The sequence below is a fragment of the Actinomyces sp. oral taxon 180 str. F0310 genome (assembly GCF_000185285.1).
Lineage (GTDB): Bacteria > Actinomycetota > Actinomycetes > Actinomycetales > Actinomycetaceae > Pauljensenia.
The window spans coordinates 1348741-1367727 of the sequence record NZ_GL622194.1 but is presented as its reverse complement, the minus strand read 5'-3'; the positions used below and the strand labels follow the sequence as shown (position 1 = coordinate 1367727).

General features: G+C 68.6%; 15 protein-coding genes. 12 read left to right on the top strand and 3 right to left on the bottom strand.

Features of this window, described 5'->3' with window-relative positions:
• The first annotated feature begins 156 nt into the window (after positions 1 to 156).
• The gene (gene tadA, locus HMPREF9006_RS05770) at positions 157 to 1542 is read left to right on the top strand and encodes a tRNA adenosine(34) deaminase TadA (protein WP_198002543.1); all 1386 of its coding nucleotides are present in this window, start codon (positions 157 to 159) and stop codon (positions 1540 to 1542) included.
• Position 1543: 1 nt separating this feature from the next.
• Positions 1544 to 2035: a MogA/MoaB family molybdenum cofactor biosynthesis protein gene (locus tag HMPREF9006_RS05765; protein WP_009212631.1), complete on the top strand. Its 492-nt coding sequence runs from the start codon at positions 1544 to 1546 to the stop codon at positions 2033 to 2035.
• 130 nt (positions 2036 to 2165) lie between these two features.
• On the opposite strand, the gene moaC is transcribed toward HMPREF9006_RS05765, so the two are convergent.
• The 3 genes from moaC to HMPREF9006_RS05750 all read right to left on the bottom strand — a co-directional run bounded on the left by moaC (position 2166) and on the right by HMPREF9006_RS05750 (position 5443).
• On the bottom strand, positions 2166 to 2648 hold the full coding sequence (gene moaC / locus HMPREF9006_RS05760) for a cyclic pyranopterin monophosphate synthase MoaC (protein WP_009212630.1): 483 nt from the start codon (positions 2646 to 2648) through the stop codon (positions 2166 to 2168).
• A 51-nt stretch (positions 2649 to 2699) separates the two neighbouring features.
• A complete protein-coding gene (locus HMPREF9006_RS05755) occupies positions 2700 to 4007 on the bottom strand; it encodes a molybdopterin molybdotransferase MoeA (RefSeq protein WP_009212629.1) in 1308 nt (435 codons plus the stop codon).
• A 419-nt stretch (positions 4008 to 4426) separates the two neighbouring features.
• Positions 4427 to 5443 (bottom strand): endonuclease domain-containing protein, encoded by a 1017-nt coding sequence (locus HMPREF9006_RS05750; RefSeq protein WP_009212628.1) that lies wholly within the window; start codon positions 5441 to 5443, stop codon positions 4427 to 4429.
• Positions 5444 to 6053: 610 nt separating this feature from the next.
• Between HMPREF9006_RS05750 and moaA the strand changes: the two genes are divergently transcribed.
• The 10 genes from moaA (at position 6054) to mobA (ending at position 18887) form a co-directional block, all read left to right on the top strand.
• Positions 6054 to 7118, top strand: a complete 1065-nt coding sequence (gene moaA / locus HMPREF9006_RS05745; RefSeq protein ID WP_009212627.1) for a GTP 3',8-cyclase MoaA — start codon at positions 6054 to 6056, stop codon at positions 7116 to 7118.
• 220 nt (positions 7119 to 7338) lie between these two features.
• Positions 7339 to 8691: an MFS transporter gene (locus tag HMPREF9006_RS05740; protein ID WP_009212626.1), complete on the top strand. Its 1353-nt coding sequence runs from the start codon at positions 7339 to 7341 to the stop codon at positions 8689 to 8691.
• A gap of 69 nt (positions 8692 to 8760) precedes the next feature.
• Positions 8761 to 12531, top strand: a complete 3771-nt coding sequence (locus HMPREF9006_RS05735) for a nitrate reductase subunit alpha (RefSeq protein ID WP_009212625.1) — start codon at positions 8761 to 8763, stop codon at positions 12529 to 12531.
• The gene (gene narH / locus HMPREF9006_RS05730) at positions 12531 to 14081 is read left to right on the top strand and encodes a nitrate reductase subunit beta (protein ID WP_009212624.1); all 1551 of its coding nucleotides are present in this window, start codon (positions 12531 to 12533) and stop codon (positions 14079 to 14081) included. Before HMPREF9006_RS05735 ends, narH begins: the two co-directional genes overlap by 1 nt.
• On the top strand, positions 14078 to 14767 hold the full coding sequence (gene narJ, locus HMPREF9006_RS05725) for a nitrate reductase molybdenum cofactor assembly chaperone (protein ID WP_009212623.1): 690 nt from the start codon (positions 14078 to 14080) through the stop codon (positions 14765 to 14767). Before narH ends, narJ begins: the two co-directional genes overlap by 4 nt.
• A 5-nt stretch (positions 14768 to 14772) precedes the next feature.
• On the top strand, positions 14773 to 15546 hold the full coding sequence (gene narI, locus HMPREF9006_RS05720; RefSeq protein WP_009212622.1) for a respiratory nitrate reductase subunit gamma: 774 nt from the start codon (positions 14773 to 14775) through the stop codon (positions 15544 to 15546).
• Positions 15547 to 15834: 288 nt separating this feature from the next.
• Positions 15835 to 16830 carry a MoaD/ThiS family protein gene (locus HMPREF9006_RS05715; protein ID WP_034231215.1) on the top strand — a complete coding sequence of 332 codons (996 nt, stop codon included), beginning with the start codon at positions 15835 to 15837 and terminating at the stop codon, positions 16828 to 16830.
• 101 nt (positions 16831 to 16931) lie between these two features.
• A complete protein-coding gene (locus tag HMPREF9006_RS05710; RefSeq protein ID WP_009212620.1) occupies positions 16932 to 17351 on the top strand; it encodes a molybdenum cofactor biosynthesis protein MoaE in 420 nt (139 codons plus the stop codon).
• Position 17352: 1 nt separating this feature from the next.
• Positions 17353 to 18177: a HesA/MoeB/ThiF family protein gene (locus HMPREF9006_RS05705; RefSeq protein WP_009212619.1), complete on the top strand. Its 825-nt coding sequence runs from the start codon at positions 17353 to 17355 to the stop codon at positions 18175 to 18177.
• A gap of 2 nt (positions 18178 to 18179) precedes the next feature.
• Positions 18180 to 18887, top strand: a complete 708-nt coding sequence (gene mobA, locus HMPREF9006_RS05700; RefSeq protein WP_232209837.1) for a molybdenum cofactor guanylyltransferase — start codon at positions 18180 to 18182, stop codon at positions 18885 to 18887.
• Positions 18888 to 18987: the final 100 nt, after the last annotated feature.

Sequence of the window (18987 nt, the reverse complement as noted above, 5' to 3'; positions counted from 1 at the left end):
ACCGCGCGGTTGGTGCTGGTGGGGCGGCGCGGAAAGGCTGCCAGCTCGCCACTTTCCCGAGGAATGGGAGGGTGTCAAGCTCTTGTGTCACATGAACCTCACCAGCCCCGCGGACTTCAATTACCCCAATGGTGCTCGGGCCGGTAAGCTAGGAGGGTGACAGTTAACGAACAGTACCGCGAAGCCATGGGCAAGGCCCTGTTCCTAGCCAATCGCGCGCGCGAAACGGGTGACGTCCCCGTTGGAGCCGTCGTCGTCGATGCCGGTGGCCGCATCATCGGGCGAGGGTGGAACTGTCGCGAGGGTCATCACGACCCAACCGGCCACGCCGAGGTCGTCGCGCTGCGCGAGGCCGGATGCGCGCTCGGCACGTGGCGCCTGACGGGCTGCACGCTCGTCGTCACCCTTGAGCCCTGCACGATGTGCGCGGGAGCAATCCTCGCCTCGCGCGTCGACCGTGTCGTCTTCGGCGCGTGGGATCCGAAGGCGGGCGCGGCGGGCTCCCTGCGCGACGTGCTGCGAGACGCTCGTATGCCGCACCCCACCGAGGTCATCGGTGGTGTCCTGGCCCAAGAGGCCGCCATGCAGCTGCGTTCCTTCTTCATCGGCCGCCGCTCCGCCAGTGAGATGCCCGTCGTGGCCGCCCCCGTCCACGAGCCCGAGGATCTTGCCGCGCAGGCGCCGACGCCTCGGGTCGAGGCCCCCGCCACGCACGCCTCCGGCGAGGGCGTCCCGGCCCAGCTGATCACCCCCGACGCTCCGGCGGCTCCCGCGGCATTCGTCGCTCCTCCCGCTTCTTCCGCGCCCGTCGTCCCCTCGGTGGCCCCTGCGGCACACGCCGCGCCGGTCGCGCCCGCCGCGCGCCCCCAGGGGCAGCCCGTCCCGATGCCTCCTCCCGCGGGACTGTCTCGCCATCGCGGTACCGAGGCCTCGCCCCTGCCGCGTCGAGCGGGCCGTCCCTTCTCTGAGCGCGTCTCCGGCAACGCGGACGACCCGGCAGACGTCCCCGCGGCGTCGTCGATCCTGCATGCGCCGGACGCCCCGCCGCTGCCGCCTTCGCGCCCGCCCGTCCGAGGGGGAGCGCCCGTCGCTTCCCCCAGCGCCCCCGAGGGCGCCCGCGGCCCCGTCACGAAGTCGGTTCCCCAGATCCGTCCCGTTCGCGTTCGCCCCACCGCGGTGGTGCCCGACGGAGCCTACACGCCGGCCCAGCCCGCTCGTGCGCCCGCTGCGCCCACGCAGCCCGCCGCTGCGCCTACTGCGGCACCCGCGCGCCCCGCTGCGCCGACACGCCCCGCGGCGGCCAGCCAGCCGCGCGTCGGTGAGGTCCTCGAACCGATTCCCGCCCCTCCCGCGTTCCCGCAGCGAGCCACCCAGCGCGTCACGGACGCGAGCCGCCGCCCGCTCCCGCAGGCCTTCGAGCCGGAACCCGCTCACCGCGTCGACTACGAACTCTCGCCCCGGCAGTTTAACGACGTCGACCCGGTTACCTCCGGTATTCGCGTGCGTCGGTCGGCGCGTCGGCGCGGAAGCGCGCGGCACTGACGTGACCCGCGCGCGCGTCATCACCGTCTCCGATCGCTGCTCGGCGGGCGAGGCGGAGGACCTCTCCGGCCCCCTCGCGGTGCGCCTGCTCGCCGACTACGGCGTCGACGCGACCCTCGTGGTGGTTCCCGACGACATCGACGCCATCCGCGGCGCTATCCGCGGCGCCGAGGCCGACGGCGCGCGCTTCATCCTCACGACCGGTGGCACGGGGGTGTCCCCGCGGGACGTAACCCCGGAGGCCACCGAGCCTCTCCTCTCCACGCGAATCGACGGGATGGCCGACGCGGTGCGGCGTCGCGGCGAAAACTCGGTGGCCTCGGCGGTGCTCTCCCGTGGCCTCGTCGGCGTCACCCGACGGAGCGGCGAGGGGGCACTCGTTGTCAACGCCCCCGGATCTCGCGGCGGCGTCGCCGACGCTGTCGCCGTCGTGGGCCCGCTCATCTCCCACGTTCTCGACCAGCTCGGCGGCGGAGACCACCCGCGCGCCTAGGCGGGGCATCCGGGAGGCGGCGCCTCGGCGCCTCGCCCGCAGCGCGTTTCGTCGGCCGCCGTTCGCTTCGGTGTCATTTGTCCTCCGGGGGCGCTCAGCTCTCCGGGGGCGCTCAGCTCTCCGGGGTTGCTCAGTCCTCCGGGTCCGCGGGGCGCACCCAATCCCCGCTGCGGCCACCCGACTTGGCGACGATCTTTGCGTCCCGGATCCGGGCGCTGCGATCCACACCCTTGACCATGTCGACGATGGCCAGGGCGGCCACGGTCACCGACGTCAGCGCTTCCATCTCCACACCCGTGCGGTCGGCCGTGCGAACCGTCGCGCGGATCGCCACGTGATCCTCTCGCAAAGACAGGTCCACCTCGCACCCGTGGACGCCGATCGTGTGGGCGAGGGGCAGCAGATCGGGAACGCGCTTGGCGGCGGCGATGCCAGCCACGCGAGCAACGGCCAGGACATCGCCCTTGGGCACGGTGCCCTCGCGCAGCGCCCGCATGACCTCCTCGGAACAGTCAACGCGGCACACGGCGCTGGCCTGCCGCACGGTCGGGGTCTTAGCGGTGACGTCCACCATGTAGGCGGAGCCCTCGTCGTTCAGGTGCGTGAACCTCATGGGTGTTCCTCTCGGACAGTAGGGACTCGGAGTGCCGAGCGCGGGCGAGCCTCAGCCCACCAGCGGGACAACCGCCAGCTCCTGGCCTGGCGTGACGGCCTCGCACTCGGGAGGTACGACGCCGACGGCGCGCGCGCGTGCCAGCGACGCGACGAGGTGCGACTTCGACCCGAGGGGATGGACGGGGGCGACCCAGGCCTCGCCGCCGCGGCGATCATACGACAAGACGTCGTCGGCCCTCTCGCCAGCCTCGTCGACGAAGCACAGGGGAATGAACTGTGTCTTGCCACGCGGCGAGTCCCATCCCACGCGGGCGCGCGCCGTGATCGCGCTGGGCGTCGTCGCACCGTGCTCGGGCGCGACCAGGCCGGACATCACCGCGAGCACGCCCGCGACGTACATGTGGAAGGTGGTGAACACGGACACCGGGTTGCCCGGCAGGCAGATGGCGGGGGTGTCCGCGCCGCTCGCCCCGACCGCCGTGGAGCCCACGCCCTGCGGCCCGCCCGGCTGCTGCGAGACGTGATGGAATCCCGCGTCCCTCCCGAGCGTCAGGCGTACCACCTCGTAGGCGCCAGCCGAGATGCCGCCGGCGGTCAGGACGAGGTCCGCCTCGGGGGCCTCGTCCAGCGCCCGGCGCAGCTCGCTGGGGGTGTCTCCGGTGCGCAGGTGTGCCACCACCCGTCCCCCGGCCTCCTCGACGAGGCCGCGCAGGAGAATGCCGTTGGAGTCGGGGATCTGCCCGCGCTGGAGTTCCTCTCCCGCTGCCCTGAGCTCCGTGCCCGTCGTGACGACGAGGACGCGAGGGCGAGGAAGTACGGGCAGGCTGCCGTGCCCCACCGAGATCGCGGCCGCCAGCGCAGTCCCGTCGAGGAGCTGGCCAGCCGCCAGGATGGGCGCCCCCTCGGCGAGTGCCTCGCCGGCGACGCGCACATTCGCGCCGAGCGCCGGGGCGATGCGGATTTCCACGGTGTTTGGAGCCTGGGCGACGCCCGCCGCGTGATCCGTGTGCTCGACCTTGACGACGGTGTCCGCACCCGCTGGGATCGGCGCCCCCGTCATGATGCGCCACGCGCTTCCCGCCTCCAGGTGGTTGTCCCGCGTGTCGCCCGCCGGAATGTCGCCAGCGACGGGCAGCGTCCACGGCCCCTCGCCCCGCAGGTCGTCCCGGCGCACGGCGAAACCATCCATCGCCGAGTTCGTGAAGGGAGGAAGGGATGCCAGGGCGGCAAGATCGAGCGCCAGGCGACGCCCCAGGCACTGATCGGCGGGCAGCACCTCGGGGGCCAGGATATGGCTGAGCGCGAGGGCCTCGATCAGCTCGCGGTGCTGGGCGGTTGACAAAGCGGGGTCATGCATGGAACCAGTGTAGGGGTAGGTCGGGTGCGAGAGACGTGCGCGCGGGCATCACGAGGGGAACGAGGTGGCGGTGGAGCGGGCATCACGAGGTGGCAGCGGCGCCGCGTGGTTGTGGCTTGCTCGGGTGGGCTGGCTGATCGGTGGGGGGCAATGTCGACGCCGGACGCGCGATACGGTGGTTCCCGCTGCGGCGAGGCCACGGGGGAATGCCTAAGCTGCCGTGGCCACAGTCCGGCGTGCGGCGACGCTCGGCCACGGGGGAATTTCTACACTACAGGCACGACACGCCGGCGACACGCCGCGGCGAGGCCATAAATGTCGCAAAACCCCCCGCCTCGTTGAGTGGCCGGAGCCGTTCTCACCCCACGCGCGCGGCGAGCGCGGCGTCAGGCAGCGTCGTCGCGTCGGCGCACGCGTTCTCACCCCACGCGCGCGGCGAGCGCGGCGCGAATCTGAGCGATCAGCTCCCCCGGGTGGTCAAGGTCGTGCCAACCGACTCGGATGATATGCCAGCCCTCAGCTTCGAGGCGTCGTTGCCTCTCGCGCTCGCGGGCAAGCGAGGAGTGGATGCTGCGGGCGTCGTCGCCATACTTGGCGCGACCGTCGAACTCGATGCCGACTTTTTCGGCGGGGAACGCGCAATCGATGAAGTAGCGGCGCCCGCGCGTGTGCACCTCGACCTGTGTGCGGATCCCCGTGAGTCCCGCGGCGCGCAACTCGTAAAGCACGCGAGCCTCTCCGGGGGAGGCGCACCCAGCGTCGGCGTGGGTGATCATCCAGCGAGCTTGCGCGCGCCCGCGAGCGCTCTTTCCGAGACCGGCGAGCTGCGCGCGCAGCAGCGTCTTCCAGTACTTTTCGTTCAGTCGGGAGTTCGTGAGGTGGAAGTTGTCGAAGTGGGTGAATTCGTGGCCGATCATGCAGAGCTGAACAAATGCGGAGCGCGGGTTGGGTGACGTGCGGGCAATCGTGACTTGAGCGCTCTGCGGAGTTTCGAGAAAGAGGTCGCCGACGTTTTCTGCGCTCGGAAGGCGGCAGACGTGGCGAGGCTTGATGGTGACCGACGGGAACCTGTGGGTGCCGACCGTGACGGCGGGCAGCCTGATGGGGGCGGATGGCGATGATGACGCGACGGTGATGGGAGGCAGTGGTGGGTCGCTCGGGTCGCCGTGCGCCCAGAGCGCGCATTGGCCGATGATCACCATGGCCCGGTGCGTGTGCGCGAGGTGACACAGCCGTGCGGCGAGCACGACCTCCGGCAGCTGCCTGGCGTCTATGTTCTCCAGACGCGCCAGGTCAAGGTACGTCCTGCCCGCGATCCGCGTCGCAGTCGGCACCTTCGTGAGGCCGTGGTGGCTGGAGCGCGGGACTCGAAGAATTGCACGCTCAACGATTCCAAGGATGAAGGGGGCCTCAATGCCCCCGTGGTTGGGATCCATGGATTGATTTTAGCGCGTTCGATATCGTTTCGTTCTTGTTTATATGCGATGAATTGGTCTGACTTTCTAGCGTGCGAGTATGCGTGTTTTTGTTGCGATGGCGTCGAACGAGGTTATGGCTGGGATTGGCGGTGACGGTGGCGACGGGCGAGAGAGAGGGGGAATTTCTACATCTTTGCGTCGACACGCCGGTACTCGCGGGGGTGTGGGAGCAAGATGTAGAAAAACCCCCTCCCGGGCGACTGACGGGACCGCCGCGCAGGCGGGACTGCCCGGATTGCGGCGCGACGCGGCACGTGTCGGCGGGGCTGGGACCCCCGCGCAGGCGGGGCTGGGACCGTCGCGGTGGCATGGGGGCTGAGGGGGTCTTCACCAGGGTGCCGTCCGCGAGGGGCGTGCGAGCGTCCTCGGCCTGCATGCCGCCGGCGCGCATGTTTCTCCTCGTGATTGGTGAATTGCTCGTAGGGCAACGGTAGCGTTCGACTCCAGCTGCTCGTCACTGCTGGCCACTGTTTCCTTTCTCTCAGTGCCGAGGCCTCGGCAGCATCGCGCCGTTCTTCCTTGTTTTTTCGAGGGGCGGACTCGGGACAAATGGCGATAGGGTTGCGCCATGTCTGTCGAGTTCGCCTCCGTCTCTGCCGCGGCTTCCCCCGCGATGCGGGACGCGCCCCTGCGTCTCGTCGACTCTTTCGGGCGCATCGCCCGCGACCTGCGCGTATCGCTGACCGACCGCTGTAACCTGCGCTGCTCGTACTGCATGCCGCCCGAGGGGCTCGACTGGCTGCCCACCGAGGACACGCTGACGGACGACGAGGTGGTGCGGCTGGTGCGCATCGGCGTCGAGGAGCTCGGGATCCGCCAGGTCCGCTTCACCGGCGGTGAGCCGCTCCTGCGACGAGGCCTGGAGGGGATCATCGCACAGTGCTCCCAGCTGCGCACCGACCGCGGGGACGTGCCCGACCTGGCCCTCACGACGAACGCGCTCGGTCTGGCCAAGCGGGCCCGGGGGCTCAAGGACGCGGGCCTGAAGCGCGTGAATATTTCGCTTGATTCGCTGGATGCCGAGCACTTCGCGGCCATCACCCGCCGGGATCGCCTGGGGGATGTGCTCGAGGGGATCGAGGCGGCGGCGAGGGTGGGGCTGAGCCCCATCAAGGTCAACACGCTGGTGCTGCGCGGCATGAACGAGGCCGACCTGCCGGACCTGGTCGACTACTGCCTGGACCGAGGCATCGAGCTGCGCGTCATCGAGCAGATGCCGATTGGTCCCGCAAACACCTGGGATCGACGCAGTATCCTCACCGCCGACGAGATCCTGCACATCATGAGCACTCGCCACACCCTGACTCCCGCGCCTCGCGAGGACCCGCATTCCCCGGCGGGGCGCTGGATTGTCGATGGCGACCCGAGTAAGAGGCTGGGCGTCATCGCATCCGTCTCCGCGCCCTTCTGCGGGGCGTGCGATCGCACCCGCCTCACCTCCGATGGGATGGTGCGATCCTGCCTGTTCTCCACCGAGGAAACCTCGCTGAGGGACCTGCTGCGTGAGGGCGGAACGGACCGCCAGATCGCCCAGCGCTGGGCGGATGCGATGTGGGCGAAACCGGCCGCGCACGGCCTGAATGTCGATGCATTCGCGCACCCCTCGCGCACCATGAGCCGTATCGGGGGATAGACCCGCCCTAATTCCGTAACGCCGGTGTGATGTAACGGCGTCCGATTGCCGGTATTTCAACGATCGGATGGTTACTGGGCGGAGGAGTTTTCGGCTACGTTTCAAGGGTGACGTACGTCCCAATGTGATCGCGGGGGGAATGGTATTTCCCTTGGTACTCTCCGTGTTAATGAGTGTCCGTCATATGAAATCGGACGCCCCTTGACAGACGAGGAGAGCCATGAGCGCGACCGAACCCGCGGCCAAGAAGAGCCGCTACTTGCTCACTGACTGGAACCCCAACGACGAGTCCACGTGGGACTCGAAGCTCGCGTGGCGCACGCTGTGGATCACGACCTACTCGCTGATCCTGGCGTTCTGCGTCTGGTTCCTGCCCAGCGCGATCGCGCCCAAGCTGACGCTTCTTGGCTTCAACCTGGATAAGTCCCAGCTCTACTGGCTCACCGCTCTGCCCGGCCTGGCCGCCGGCATCCTGCGCCTCATCTACATGTTCCTTCCCCCGCTGATCGGCACGCGCAAGCTCGTGGGCATCACCTCCCTGCTGTGCATCCTGCCCATGGCGGGCTGGTTCTACGCGGTCCAGGACAACACGACCCCCTACTGGGTCCTGCTGACCCTGGCCTTCATGTGTGGCATCGGTGGCGGCGCGTTCTCCGGCTACATGCCCTCCACCGGCTACTTCTTCCCCAAGCGCCTCTCCGGCACGGCCCTCGGTCTGCAGGGCGGCATCGGCAACCTCGGCTTGTCCGTCATCCAGCTGGTCGGCCCCATCCTCATGGGCTTCGGCCTCTTCGGCATTACCTGGCTGGCCCCGCAGACGCAGGCCACTGGCGACCATGCCGGTGAGCACATCTGGGTCTACAACGCCGCAGCCTTCTTCATCCCGTGGTGCATCGTCGCCGCGATCCTCGCCTTTATCTGGCTGCGCGACGTTCCCGTCAAGGCCAACATCAAGCAGCAGCTGGACATCTTCTCCAACCCCAACACCTGGTACATGACCATCCTCTACGTCATGACCTTCGGCCTGTTCTCCGGCTTCTCCGCAGTCTTCGGCCTGCTCATCAACAACCAGTTCGGCCGCGAGTCCTCCCTCGACCTGCCGGTCCTGGGCGCGACCTACGCCTTCCTCGGCCCCCTCATCGGATCGATCATCCGCATGTCCTGGGGCGTCTTCTGTGACCGCATGGGCGGCGCCATCTGGACCTTCATCTCCGGCGTCGGCATGGCTATCACCCTGGCCGGTATCGCCTGGGTCCTGTACAACCCCACCGGCATGGTGGACTTCAGGATCTTCCTGGGTCTCATGCTCGCGATGTTCCTGTTCTCCGGCTTCGGCAACGCCGGTACCTTCAAGCAGATGCCGATGATCATGCCGGCCCGCCAGGCCGGCGGCGCCATTGGCTTCACCTCCGCCATCGCGTCCCTCGGCCCCTTCCTCGTCGGCGTCGCTCTCTCCGCGGTCGGCACCGGCGGTGCATGGGCCTTCTTCCTGGGCTGCGCCATCTTCTGCTCCCTGTGCTCGGTCCTGTGCTGGATGATGTACGCGCGCAAGAACGCCCCGTTCCCCGGCTGATCCACTCCTCACTGCGCGGTGCGCAGTGGACCTGTCACTGCCTCGTCAATCGACTCTCAGGAGCACCCCATGACGAATCTCGAATCCGACATGACCTTCCCGACCTACGGCGGCGAGGTCAAGCCCGCGACCGGCGCGACCCTGTTTGCGCTCGGCTCGTGGCTGCGTCGCGGCAAGGCCTCCGCCGACGCGCGCCAGCTCTTCCTTGAGGGCGGGCGCGAAGGCGACTCCTTCTACCGCGAGCGCTGGAGCTACGACAAGATCGTGCGCTCCACCCACGGCGTGAACTGCACCGGTTCGTGCTCCTGGAAGATCTACGTCAAGGACGGGGTCATCACCTGGGAGACCCAGCAGACGGACTACCCGTCCACCGGCGCCGACATGCCCGAGTATGAGCCCCGCGGCTGCCCGCGCGGCGCCGCGTTCTCGTGGTACGAGTACTCGCCGACCCGCATCAAGTACCCCTACGTGCGCGGTGTCCTGCTGGACATGTTCCGCGAGGCCAAGAACCGCCTCGGGGATCCCGTGGACGCGTGGGCCGCGGTCGTGGAGGACCCGGAGAAGGCACGCGCCTACAAGTCGCAGCGTGGTCGCGGCGGCATGGTCCGCGTGACCTGGGAAGAGGCGATGGAGATTGTCGCCTCGGCCTACGTCCACACGATCAAGCAGTACGGCCCGGACCGCATCGCCGGCTTCTCGGTCATCCCCGCCATGTCGATGATCTCCTACGGGGCGGGCGCGCGCTTCCACGAGCTCATCGGCGCGACCATGCTGTCCTTCTACGACTGGTACGCGGACCTGCCCCCGGCCAGCCCGCAGGTGTTCGGCGACCAGACGGACGTGCCCGAGGCCGGCGACTGGTTCAACTCGCAGTACCTCATCATGTGGGGCACGAACCTGCCGCTGACCCGTACCCCCGACGCGCACTTCATGGCCGAGGCCCGCTACCACGGTCAGAAGGTCGTCGTCGTGTCCCCGGACTTCGCGGACAACACGAAGTTCGCGGACGACTGGCTGCGCGTCCAGCCGGGTACGGACGGCGCCCTGGCCCAGGCGATGGGCCACGTCATCCTCAAGGAGTTCCACGTCGGCAAGCGCGAGCCGATGTTCCTGGATTACATGAGGCGCTACACGGATTCTCCCTTCCTGGTGGAGATTGGCGAGGTCGGCGAGGGTGCCCACGAGGGTATCGATCCGACGACGCTGGTCCCCGGCAAGTTCCTCACGGCCGCCAAGATGCCCGAGGGCACGACCGAGCGCACCGAGAACAACGAGTTCCGTCCCCTCGTCATCGAGGCCGACGGCACGGTCAAGGACCCGGGCGGCACGCTGGCGGACCGCTTCGGCGAGGAGGGAGCGGGCCACTGGAACCTCAACCTCGACGGGGTCGAGCCGGTCCTGTCCGTCATGGACACGGACGAGTGGGAGGGCGTCGAGATCGCCCTGCCGCGCTTCGATCTTCCCGCAGCCCCCGGTCAGGCCTCCATCGGCGGCGGATACGTGCTGCGTGGCGTGCCCGTGCGCCGCGTGAACGGCCGCCTCGTGACGACCGTCTACGACATCCTGCTGGCGCACTACGCGGTTGAGCGCGAGGGCCTGCCGGGTCAGTGGCCCGCCGACTACATGGACGCCTCCACGCCGGGCACCCCCGCGTGGCAGGAGGAGTTCACGTCGGTACCCGCCGGGGCCGCCATCAAGATCGGCCGCGAGTTTGCCGCCAACGCGGTCGAGACGCAGGGTCGTTCCATGATCCTCATGGGCGCCGGCACGAACCACTACTACCACTCCGACGAGATGTACCGTACGTTCCTGGCGCTGACCGAAATGTGTGGCACCCAGGGACGCAACGGTGGCGGCTGGGCCCACTACGTGGGTCAGGAGAAGGTCCGTCCGATCATGGGTTGGGGTTCCTTCACCTTCGCCCTGGACTGGGCGCGCCCGCCGCGCCAGATGATCTCCACCGGCTGGTACTACATGACCACCGACCAGTGGCGCTACGACGGGGCCCCGGCCTCGGCCATGGCGAACCCGATCAAGTCCTCGCACCTGGACGGTAAGCAGCTGGTGGACACCCTGGTCGAGTCGGTTCAGCGCGGCTGGATGCCTTGCTACCCGACGTTCTCCAAGGGTTCGACCCAGCTGGGGCGCGAGGCCGCCGAGGCCGGCATGGCCCCCGCGCAGTACGTGTCCCAGGAGCTGCGTGAGGGTCGCCTGCACTTCGCGATCGAGGACCCGGACGCCCACCACAACGTCCCGAAGATCCTCGCGAACTGGCGGACGAACCTGCTCGGCTCGTCCGCGAAGGGCACCGAGTTCTTCCTGCGTCACATGCTGGGTACCGGTAACGAGGTCAACGCCGAGGAATTGGACGAGGGCAACCGTCCCGCGTCCGTCAACTGGCGCGAGGCTCACCCCGGCAAGCTCGACCTCATGTGGGTCGCGGACTTCCGGAACACCTCGACGACGCTGCACTCCGACGTCGTGCTTCCGGCGGCCACCTGGTACGAGAAGCACGACCTGTCCTCCACGGACATGCACCCCTTCATGCACTGCTTCGACGAGGCCGTGAACCCGCCGTGGGAGGCGCGCACCGACTTCGAGGTGTTCCAGACGCTGGCGCACCTCGTGGGGCGCCTGGCCGGCGACCACCTGGGGACGCAGACGGACGTCGTCGCGGTTCCGCTGGGTCACGATTCGCCGGACGCCATGACCATGGCGGATGGTGTTGTTCCCGAGCAGACGTGGACGCCCGGCAAGACCATGCCGAAGCTGGTTCCGATCGAGCGCGACTACACGCAGGTCGGGTACAAGTTTGACCGCATGGGCCCGCTCCTGGCGAAGGCCGGTCTGGCCGCCAAGGGCGTCGCGTACAACGTGCAGGAGGCGCTCGACCAGCTCGGCGACCTCAACGGACGTGCCCCCATGGACGGCAACGCCGGAGAGGGTGCGCCCCTGTGCGACACGGCGATCAAGGCGGCAAACATGGCGCTGCGCTTCTCGGGCACCACGAACGGCTCGCTGGCCGTTCAGGGATTCCGCACGCTGGAGAAGCGCGTCGGTAACGAGATGGCGTTCCTGGCTGAGGGCGACGAGGAGAAGAAGATCACCTACCAGGACACGGTCCTGCAGCCGCGCAGCGTGATCACGAGCCCCGAGTGGTCGGGCTCCGAGCACGGTGGTCGCCGCTACAGCGCCTTCGTGCAGAACGTCGAATGCCGCAAGCCGTGGCACACGCTCACGGGCCGCCCGCAGTTCTACGTCGACCACGACTGGATGATGGACATGGGCGAGGCCCTGCCGATCTTCCGTCCCCCGCTCGACCTGGCGCACATCTACGGTGAGCGCCCGGTGGGCGACCATCGTCCCGGCCAGCCGGGTCAGGCCGAGGTCGCGGTGCGCTACCTGACGATCCACAACAAGTGGGCCATCCACTCCCAGTACTACGACAACCCGTACATGCTGACGCTGGGCCGCGGCGGCCAGACGGTGTGGATGAGCCCGGCCGACGCCGAGAAGATCGGCGTGCGCGACAACGAGTGGATCGAGGCGAAGAACCGTAACGGAACCGTGTCGGCTCGCGCCGTTGTCTCCCACCGTATCCCGGAGGGCACGGTGTTCATGCACCACGCCCAGGATCGCCAGATCAACACCCCGCTGAACGAGGAATCCGGCAAGCGCGGCGGTACGCACAACTCGCTGACGCGAATCTTCATTAAGCCGACCCACCTGGCCGGCGGATACGCGCAGTTCGCCTACGCGTTCAACTACTACGGTCCCACCGGCAATAACCGCGACGAGGTCACGGTGATTCGCCGTCGCTCCCAGGAGGTGCAGTTCTGATGAAGGTCATGGCTCAGATCGCGATGGTGATGAACCTCGACAAGTGCATCGGCTGCCACACCTGTTCGGTGACCTGTAAGCAGGTGTGGACGAACCGCGAGGGCACCGAGTACATCTGGTTCAACAACGTCGAAACCCGTCCCGGCGTGGGCTACCCCCGCGGCTGGGAGGACCAGAAGAAGTGGAAGGGCGGCTGGAAGCGCACCGCCACGGGCCGCCTCGTCCCCCGTCAGGGTGGTCGCGTGGCGTCGCTCGCGAAGATCTTCGCGAACCCGACGCAGCCGACGATGAAGGACTACTACGAGCCGTGGACGTACGAGTACGACAAGCTGCTCCAGGCGCCCGCGAACTCCCGTGCGATCCCGACGGCCCGCGCGAAGTCCAAGATCACGGGTGAACACATCGACAAGCCCGAGTGGGGTCCGAACTGGGACGATGACCTCGGTGGTTCGATGGAGACCCTGGATCAGGATCCGGTCCTGCATCAGATGAACCTCGAGGTCGCCAAGACCATCGAGGACGCGTACATGTTCTACCTGCCTCGCATCTGCGAGCACTGCCTGAACCCGACCTGCGTGTCCGCGTGCCCGTCGGGCGCGATGTACAAGCGCACCGAGGACGGGATCGTCCTGGTCGACCAGGACCAGTGCCGAGGCTGGCGCATGTGCGTCTCAGCGTGCCCGTACAAGAAGGTCTACTTCAACCACAAGACGGGCAAGGCCGAGAAGTGTACGCTGTGCTACCCGCGCCTCGAGGTCGGCCAGCCGACCATCTGCTCGGAGACCTGCGTGGGGCGCCTGCGCTACATGGGCGTGCTGCTCTACGACGCGGACCGGGTCACCTGGGCGGCCTCCCAGGAGGACGAGCGTGACCTGTACCGCGCCCAGCGCGAGATCCTGCTGGATCCGTTCGACCCGCAGGTGGTGGCCCAGGCTCAGGCCAACGGCGTTCCTCACTCGTGGATCACGGCCGCGCAGCAGTCGCCGATCTGGAAGCTCATCACCGAGTACGAGGTCGCCCTGCCGTTGCACCCCGAGTTCCGCACGCTGCCGATGGTCTGGTATGTGCCGCCGCTCTCGCCGGTCGTCGACCAGGTGACCGCGTCCGGTAGTGACGGCGAGGACCACAGGGTCCTGCTCTCCGCCATCTCGCAGATGCGCATCCCGTTGGAGTACTTGGCTGGCCTGTTCACGGCCGGAGACACGGCACCCGTGGAGCTGGCGCTGCGTCGCCTTGCCGCGATGCGTTCCTACATGCGCGACGTCTTCGTCGACAACCCGACGAACGAGGAGATCCCGGCCTCCGTGGGCATGAGCCCGGAGAAGGTCAAGGAGATGTACCGGCTGTTGTCGATCGCCAAGTACGACGACCGCTTCGTCATTCCGACAGCCCACCCCGAGATGCCGCGCGGCATCAAGGATCTCGAGGGCTGCCCGGTGTCCTACGACGTCGAGGCATTCCACGGCATGGCGCCCGCCACGTCGAACCGCCCGATGGGTGGTTCCTCGCCGGAGGGACGCGTCATGCTTCCCCTTGAGGTCGTTCGATGAGCACCTTCGTCGGCATCCCGCGCATTCCCACGGCCGCTCCGAGCGAGGAGATGGACCCGCGGGACGCGCGCGCCGTGCGCATGGCGGTCTCGGTGCTCCTGGACTACCCGGGGGACGACTTCGAGGCCAAGCTGAACGCCGTCGAGGAGGCGCTGGCGGACCTGCCGGAGCCTGCCTCGTCGGCCCTGGCCTCGTTCGTGGCCCACGCCCGCGGCGCGGGCCTGCGCGCCATGCAGACCACGTACGTGGAGACCTTCGACCAGCGGCGCCGGTGCGCGCTGGGCCTGACCTACTACACGCACGGCGACACCCGCGGGCGCGGGCAGGCGATCCTGGCCTTCAAGGAGGTGCTGCGCCGCGCAGGCTTCGAGATGGAGCGCGAGGAGCTGCCCGATCACCTTCCCGTGGTCTTGGAGTTCGCCGCTTTCGACGAGACGGGGACGGCGGAGGCGCTGCTGCGCTCGAACCGCGAGGGCATCGAGGTGATTCGCACGGCGCTGCGCGCCGCCCACTCCCCGTACGCCCCGCTGTTGGAGGCGCTGGTGGCGACGCTGCCGGAGCCGGATGAAGAGACGATCCGGGGCTTCCGGCGGCTCATCAGCCAGGGGCCGCCCACCGAGCTGGTGGGCGTGGGTGACCTGGCCGCCACGCCATTCCCGACTTCCGATACAACGATGGGACGGTAACGTTCATGGAATCCGCACTGTTGCGCGCCTCTGCTTCGCAGACGCAGGCGCTGTCCTTCCTCGATATCGCCCTGTGGGTGGTCCTGCCCTACGTGGCCTTCGTGATCCTCATCGTGGGTCTCGCGTGGCGCTACAAGACCGACCAGTACGGGTGGACCTCTCGTTCCTCGCAGTGGAATGAGCCGACCATCTTGCGCTGGGCCTCGCCGATGTTCCACTTCGGCGTCCTCTTCGTCTTCCTGGGCCACCTGCTGGGCCTGGTGATCCCCAAGACGTGGACCGAGGCGGCGGGGGTCTCCCAGCACACCTACCACCTGGTGGCGACGATTCCCGGCACGATCGCGGGGCTCGTGACGATCATCGGCCTGGTTCTGCTGATCTACCGCCGCGTGGTGGTCAAGTCGGTGCGCGTGGCGACCACGCGCATGGACGTGGTCACCTACGTCATGCTCTCGATCCCGGTTGGCCTGGGCGCGGCGGCGACGATCGTGAACCAGGTGCTCGGCGGGCACGAGGGCTACGACTATCGCGAGACGATCTCGGTGTGGTTCCGCTCGATCTTCTACCTGCACCCGCAGGCTCACCTGATGGCGGACGTGCCGCTGACCTTCAAGCTGCACATCGTGGCGGGCCTCCTGCTCTTCTGCGTGTGGCCCTTCACCCGCCTCGTGCACGTGGTGAGCGCCCCCGTCGGCTACGTCGCGCGACCCCCGGTGATCTACCGGTCGCGCGACTCCCGCCGCGAGCATGAGCTGACGCGCGGAGGCATGTCGGACTGATCGGTGGCCGGTGGCCTCGGCCCGCGAGGCGCCGACCGAGATGCCGCGTGGCGGGGGCGGGCGCATGCTCGCCCCCGCATTTTTTCCAGACGCGCATCCTGACCTGCGCGCGCGTGGTGGCGCGACCCGCGTAATGGTGTTTCCTTCTGGTTTTGGCCGTGCGAAAAGCCGCCCGTCCGGCCTAGAATAAAAGCGCGATTTGTCAGTAACGTAATACCGCTACAGTCGTGTGGGACGATGCCGTCAGGCGCGTTACCGGCGATTATGAGGGAGAAGAGAGGAGAGGCGATGAGTGACGCCTCCCGTTCTCGGCCGCTGGCCGAAACACTCGCCGCGATGGCTACCCTGACCCCGGCACAGCACGCCCTGCTCGAGCGTATTTCCTACCACACCGCCCCGGTGACCGTGGCCGAGCTGGCCCAGGAGGCCGGCCTGCACGTCTCCAGCGTGCGAGAGACCCTCGAGGGGCTCTACGGCCTCGGGCTGGTAGACAAGCAGCAGCTGCCCTCGTCGGGGCGAGGCCGCCCCGCCCTCGGCTACTCGACGACGACCCCGGCGGACCCCTCTTTCGCCGCCCAGATGCTTCACCAGCTCACGTCTTCGCTGCTCGCGTGGCTGCGGGTGGACGCGTCGGACCCGGCGGCGTCGGTGCGCGAGATCGGGTCGCGGTGGGCGGATGCGGCCCTGGAGGCCATGGCGGTCCCCGATCATCATCACGCGGTGTCGCGGCGCGGCGTGCGCGACTCCTTCAACATCGCGGGGCACCTGGGCAAGGTGCGCCTGTTCATGAACGCGATGGGTTTTGCCTCGGTCCCGCACGAGAGCGATCCCCTGGCGGTCGTGCTGACGGCCTGCCCCTTCACCGAGCCGGGCGCGCCCGACGACCTGGCGCTGGAGCTGCGCCGGGGCATCGTCGAGCGGGTGTTTGAGCGGACGGCGACGGGATTGGCCTCGTGGTCGCTGGAGGCCGACCCCGTGGAGCCGCTGCGTCTGACGGTGTTCATCCGCCCCCTTCAGGAGGCTCATCCGAAGCCGCTGTCGACGACTCTGCACTTCTTCGGTGGGGCGGCCGAGGCGGCGGGCGGCTACGTGCGCGAGATCCCGTCGGCTCAGACGCCGGGCACGCTCGGCGAGCTGATCGCGCAGCTCGGGGACGACAATCCGGCGCTGGCCCGGATCCTGGACGTGTCGAGCTTCCTCGTCAATGAACGTTCGGCGGGCCCGGAGACCGAGCTGGTCCCGGGGGCGCGCGTCGACGTGTTGCCCCCGTTTGCGGGCGGGTGAGAGCTTGTAGTCAGTTTGCGCTCGTTGGTCGGGGTTTCGTGAAACTCTTGGCCGCTTCATCGTAGGATGAGGGAAAGCCTCGCCCGTCCTTGGAGGATCCCATGTCAGCTCAGATTGCAACCGGCATCACCGACGACCCCCTGGACTCCGGCGCGCTGATCGATAGCGCTCGCCTGGGCACGTGCGGTGCGGTCGCCTCCTTCATCGGTGTGGTGCGCAACCACGACGGGGGAGAGGCCGTGGAGGCCATCGAGTATTCGTGCCACCCGTCGGCTCGTCAGATTCTGCGGGAGATCGTCTCGGAGAAGAGCGACCGCCCCGGCGTGCATCGCATCGTCGCCTGGCACCGCGTGGGCCATCTGGGGATCGGCGAGGACGCGATGGTCGTTGCCGTGGCCGCGGAGCACCGCGCCCAGGCGTTCCGCGCGGTTGAGGCGATCGTCGAGGACGTGAAGGCGAAGCTTCCGGTGTGGAAGAAGCAGGAGCTGACGGACGGCTCGCACAGCTGGTCGGGGCTGTGAGATGACGATCGGCGACCCCTATTCGCGTGACGGCGCGGTGCGGGGGCGCGCCGTTGCGCTGCCCCTGCTCACCCAGCCCGTGCCATTCGAGGCCGGGGATCCCGCGCTGGAGCGCTATCGCCGCAATTGGCTGGTGTCGGGCCTGGGCGAGGCTGGGCAGGCCCGCCTCGCGGCCGCGCGCGTGCTCGTGGTGGGCGCCGGGGGCCTCGGCTCTCCGGTTCTCCTGTACCTGACTGCGGCGGGCGTTGGAACGATCGGCATCTGCGATTCCGACGTGGTGGAGGTGTCGAACCTGCAGCGTCAGCTGTTGCACGGCGAGGCGGACGTGGGGGTGGCGAAGCCGGATTCGGCTGTCCGCCACCTGAGCGCGCTCAACTCGTCGGTGCGTTTCGAGCGTTTCGGGCACGTGACCCGGGAGTGGTTGGAGGAGCACGGGCGCGAATGGGACCTGATCGTCGAGTGTACGGATAGCTTCGACGCGAAGTATCTCGTGGCCGACTATTGCGCGCAGTCCGGGGTTCCCCTCGTGTGGGGGACGGTCGTGTCGATGCAGCTGCAGGTGAGTGTCTTCTGGTCCCACGCCCCCGCCCCCGTGCCGCGCCTGACGCTGCGGAGCCTGCACCCGGTGCAGCCGGCGCCCGGAACGACGCCCTCCTCGCCCGAGGTGGGCGTGCTGGGGCCGGTCGTGGGGCAGGCGGGCACGGCGATGGCGACGGAGGCCATCAAGGTGCTGGCGGGCTTCGGCGAGCCCCTGATCGGCCGGGTCCTGATGGTGGACGCCGCCACGCAGCGCGCGGACGTGTTGACCTTCGCCCCGTGGGAGTAGGCGTGGCGGGGTTGAGCGCGGCGGGCCGTGGGGCGCGCCCGGATGTGGCCGCGATCGTCGTGGGCGGCGGGGGAGGGCAGAGGCTGGGGGGAGTCTCGAAGCCGGATCTTGTCCTCGGGGGGGTGCGCCTCATCGATCGCGTGTGCGCGGCGTTGACGGGGGCGTGCGGCGCTGGGTGCGTGGCGGTCGTGCCGCCCGCGGTGCGCGTCCCGGATGGGGTCGCGCGAACGCTTGAGGATCCGCCGGGCGGCGGGCCTCTGGCGGGGATCGACGCCGGACTGTCGGCGCTTAACCTCGGCGAGGGCGGACTCGCCGTCGTGGTGTCGGTCGATGCGCCGGGCGTGGGCGAGTTCGTGCCGCTCCTGCTGGCCGAGCCCCTGGGCGAGGCGGCGGATGGGCGCATCCTTCGGGGCGGTGAGCCCGAGCCCTTCGACCAGTACCTGATGGGCGTCTACCGGGCCGCCTCCCTGCGCCGCGCCATCGACGAGGCCGCGGCCGCCTACGGCTCGGTCCGGGGCGTGGGCGTGCGGCGGGCACTGAGGTCTCTGGCGTTGGAGCGGGTGGAGGTCGATGCTCTGGCCTGCCGGGACGTCGATACTCCCGAGGACCTCGCATGGTGGGAGGCTCGTCTCACGCGCGCGTTGCCGCGCGAGAATGCGGATTATGATGGCAGGAGCGGGGCGAGCCGCCGAGGCGTGATCACCCGGTGAAAATTCACAAGTGAAGATGCGAGACGAAGGGCCGTATCTTTCGTATGATTGACCAGTCTGAAAGTAGGAGTTGAAGATGTCTTCTCGTGTGTCGCGTCGC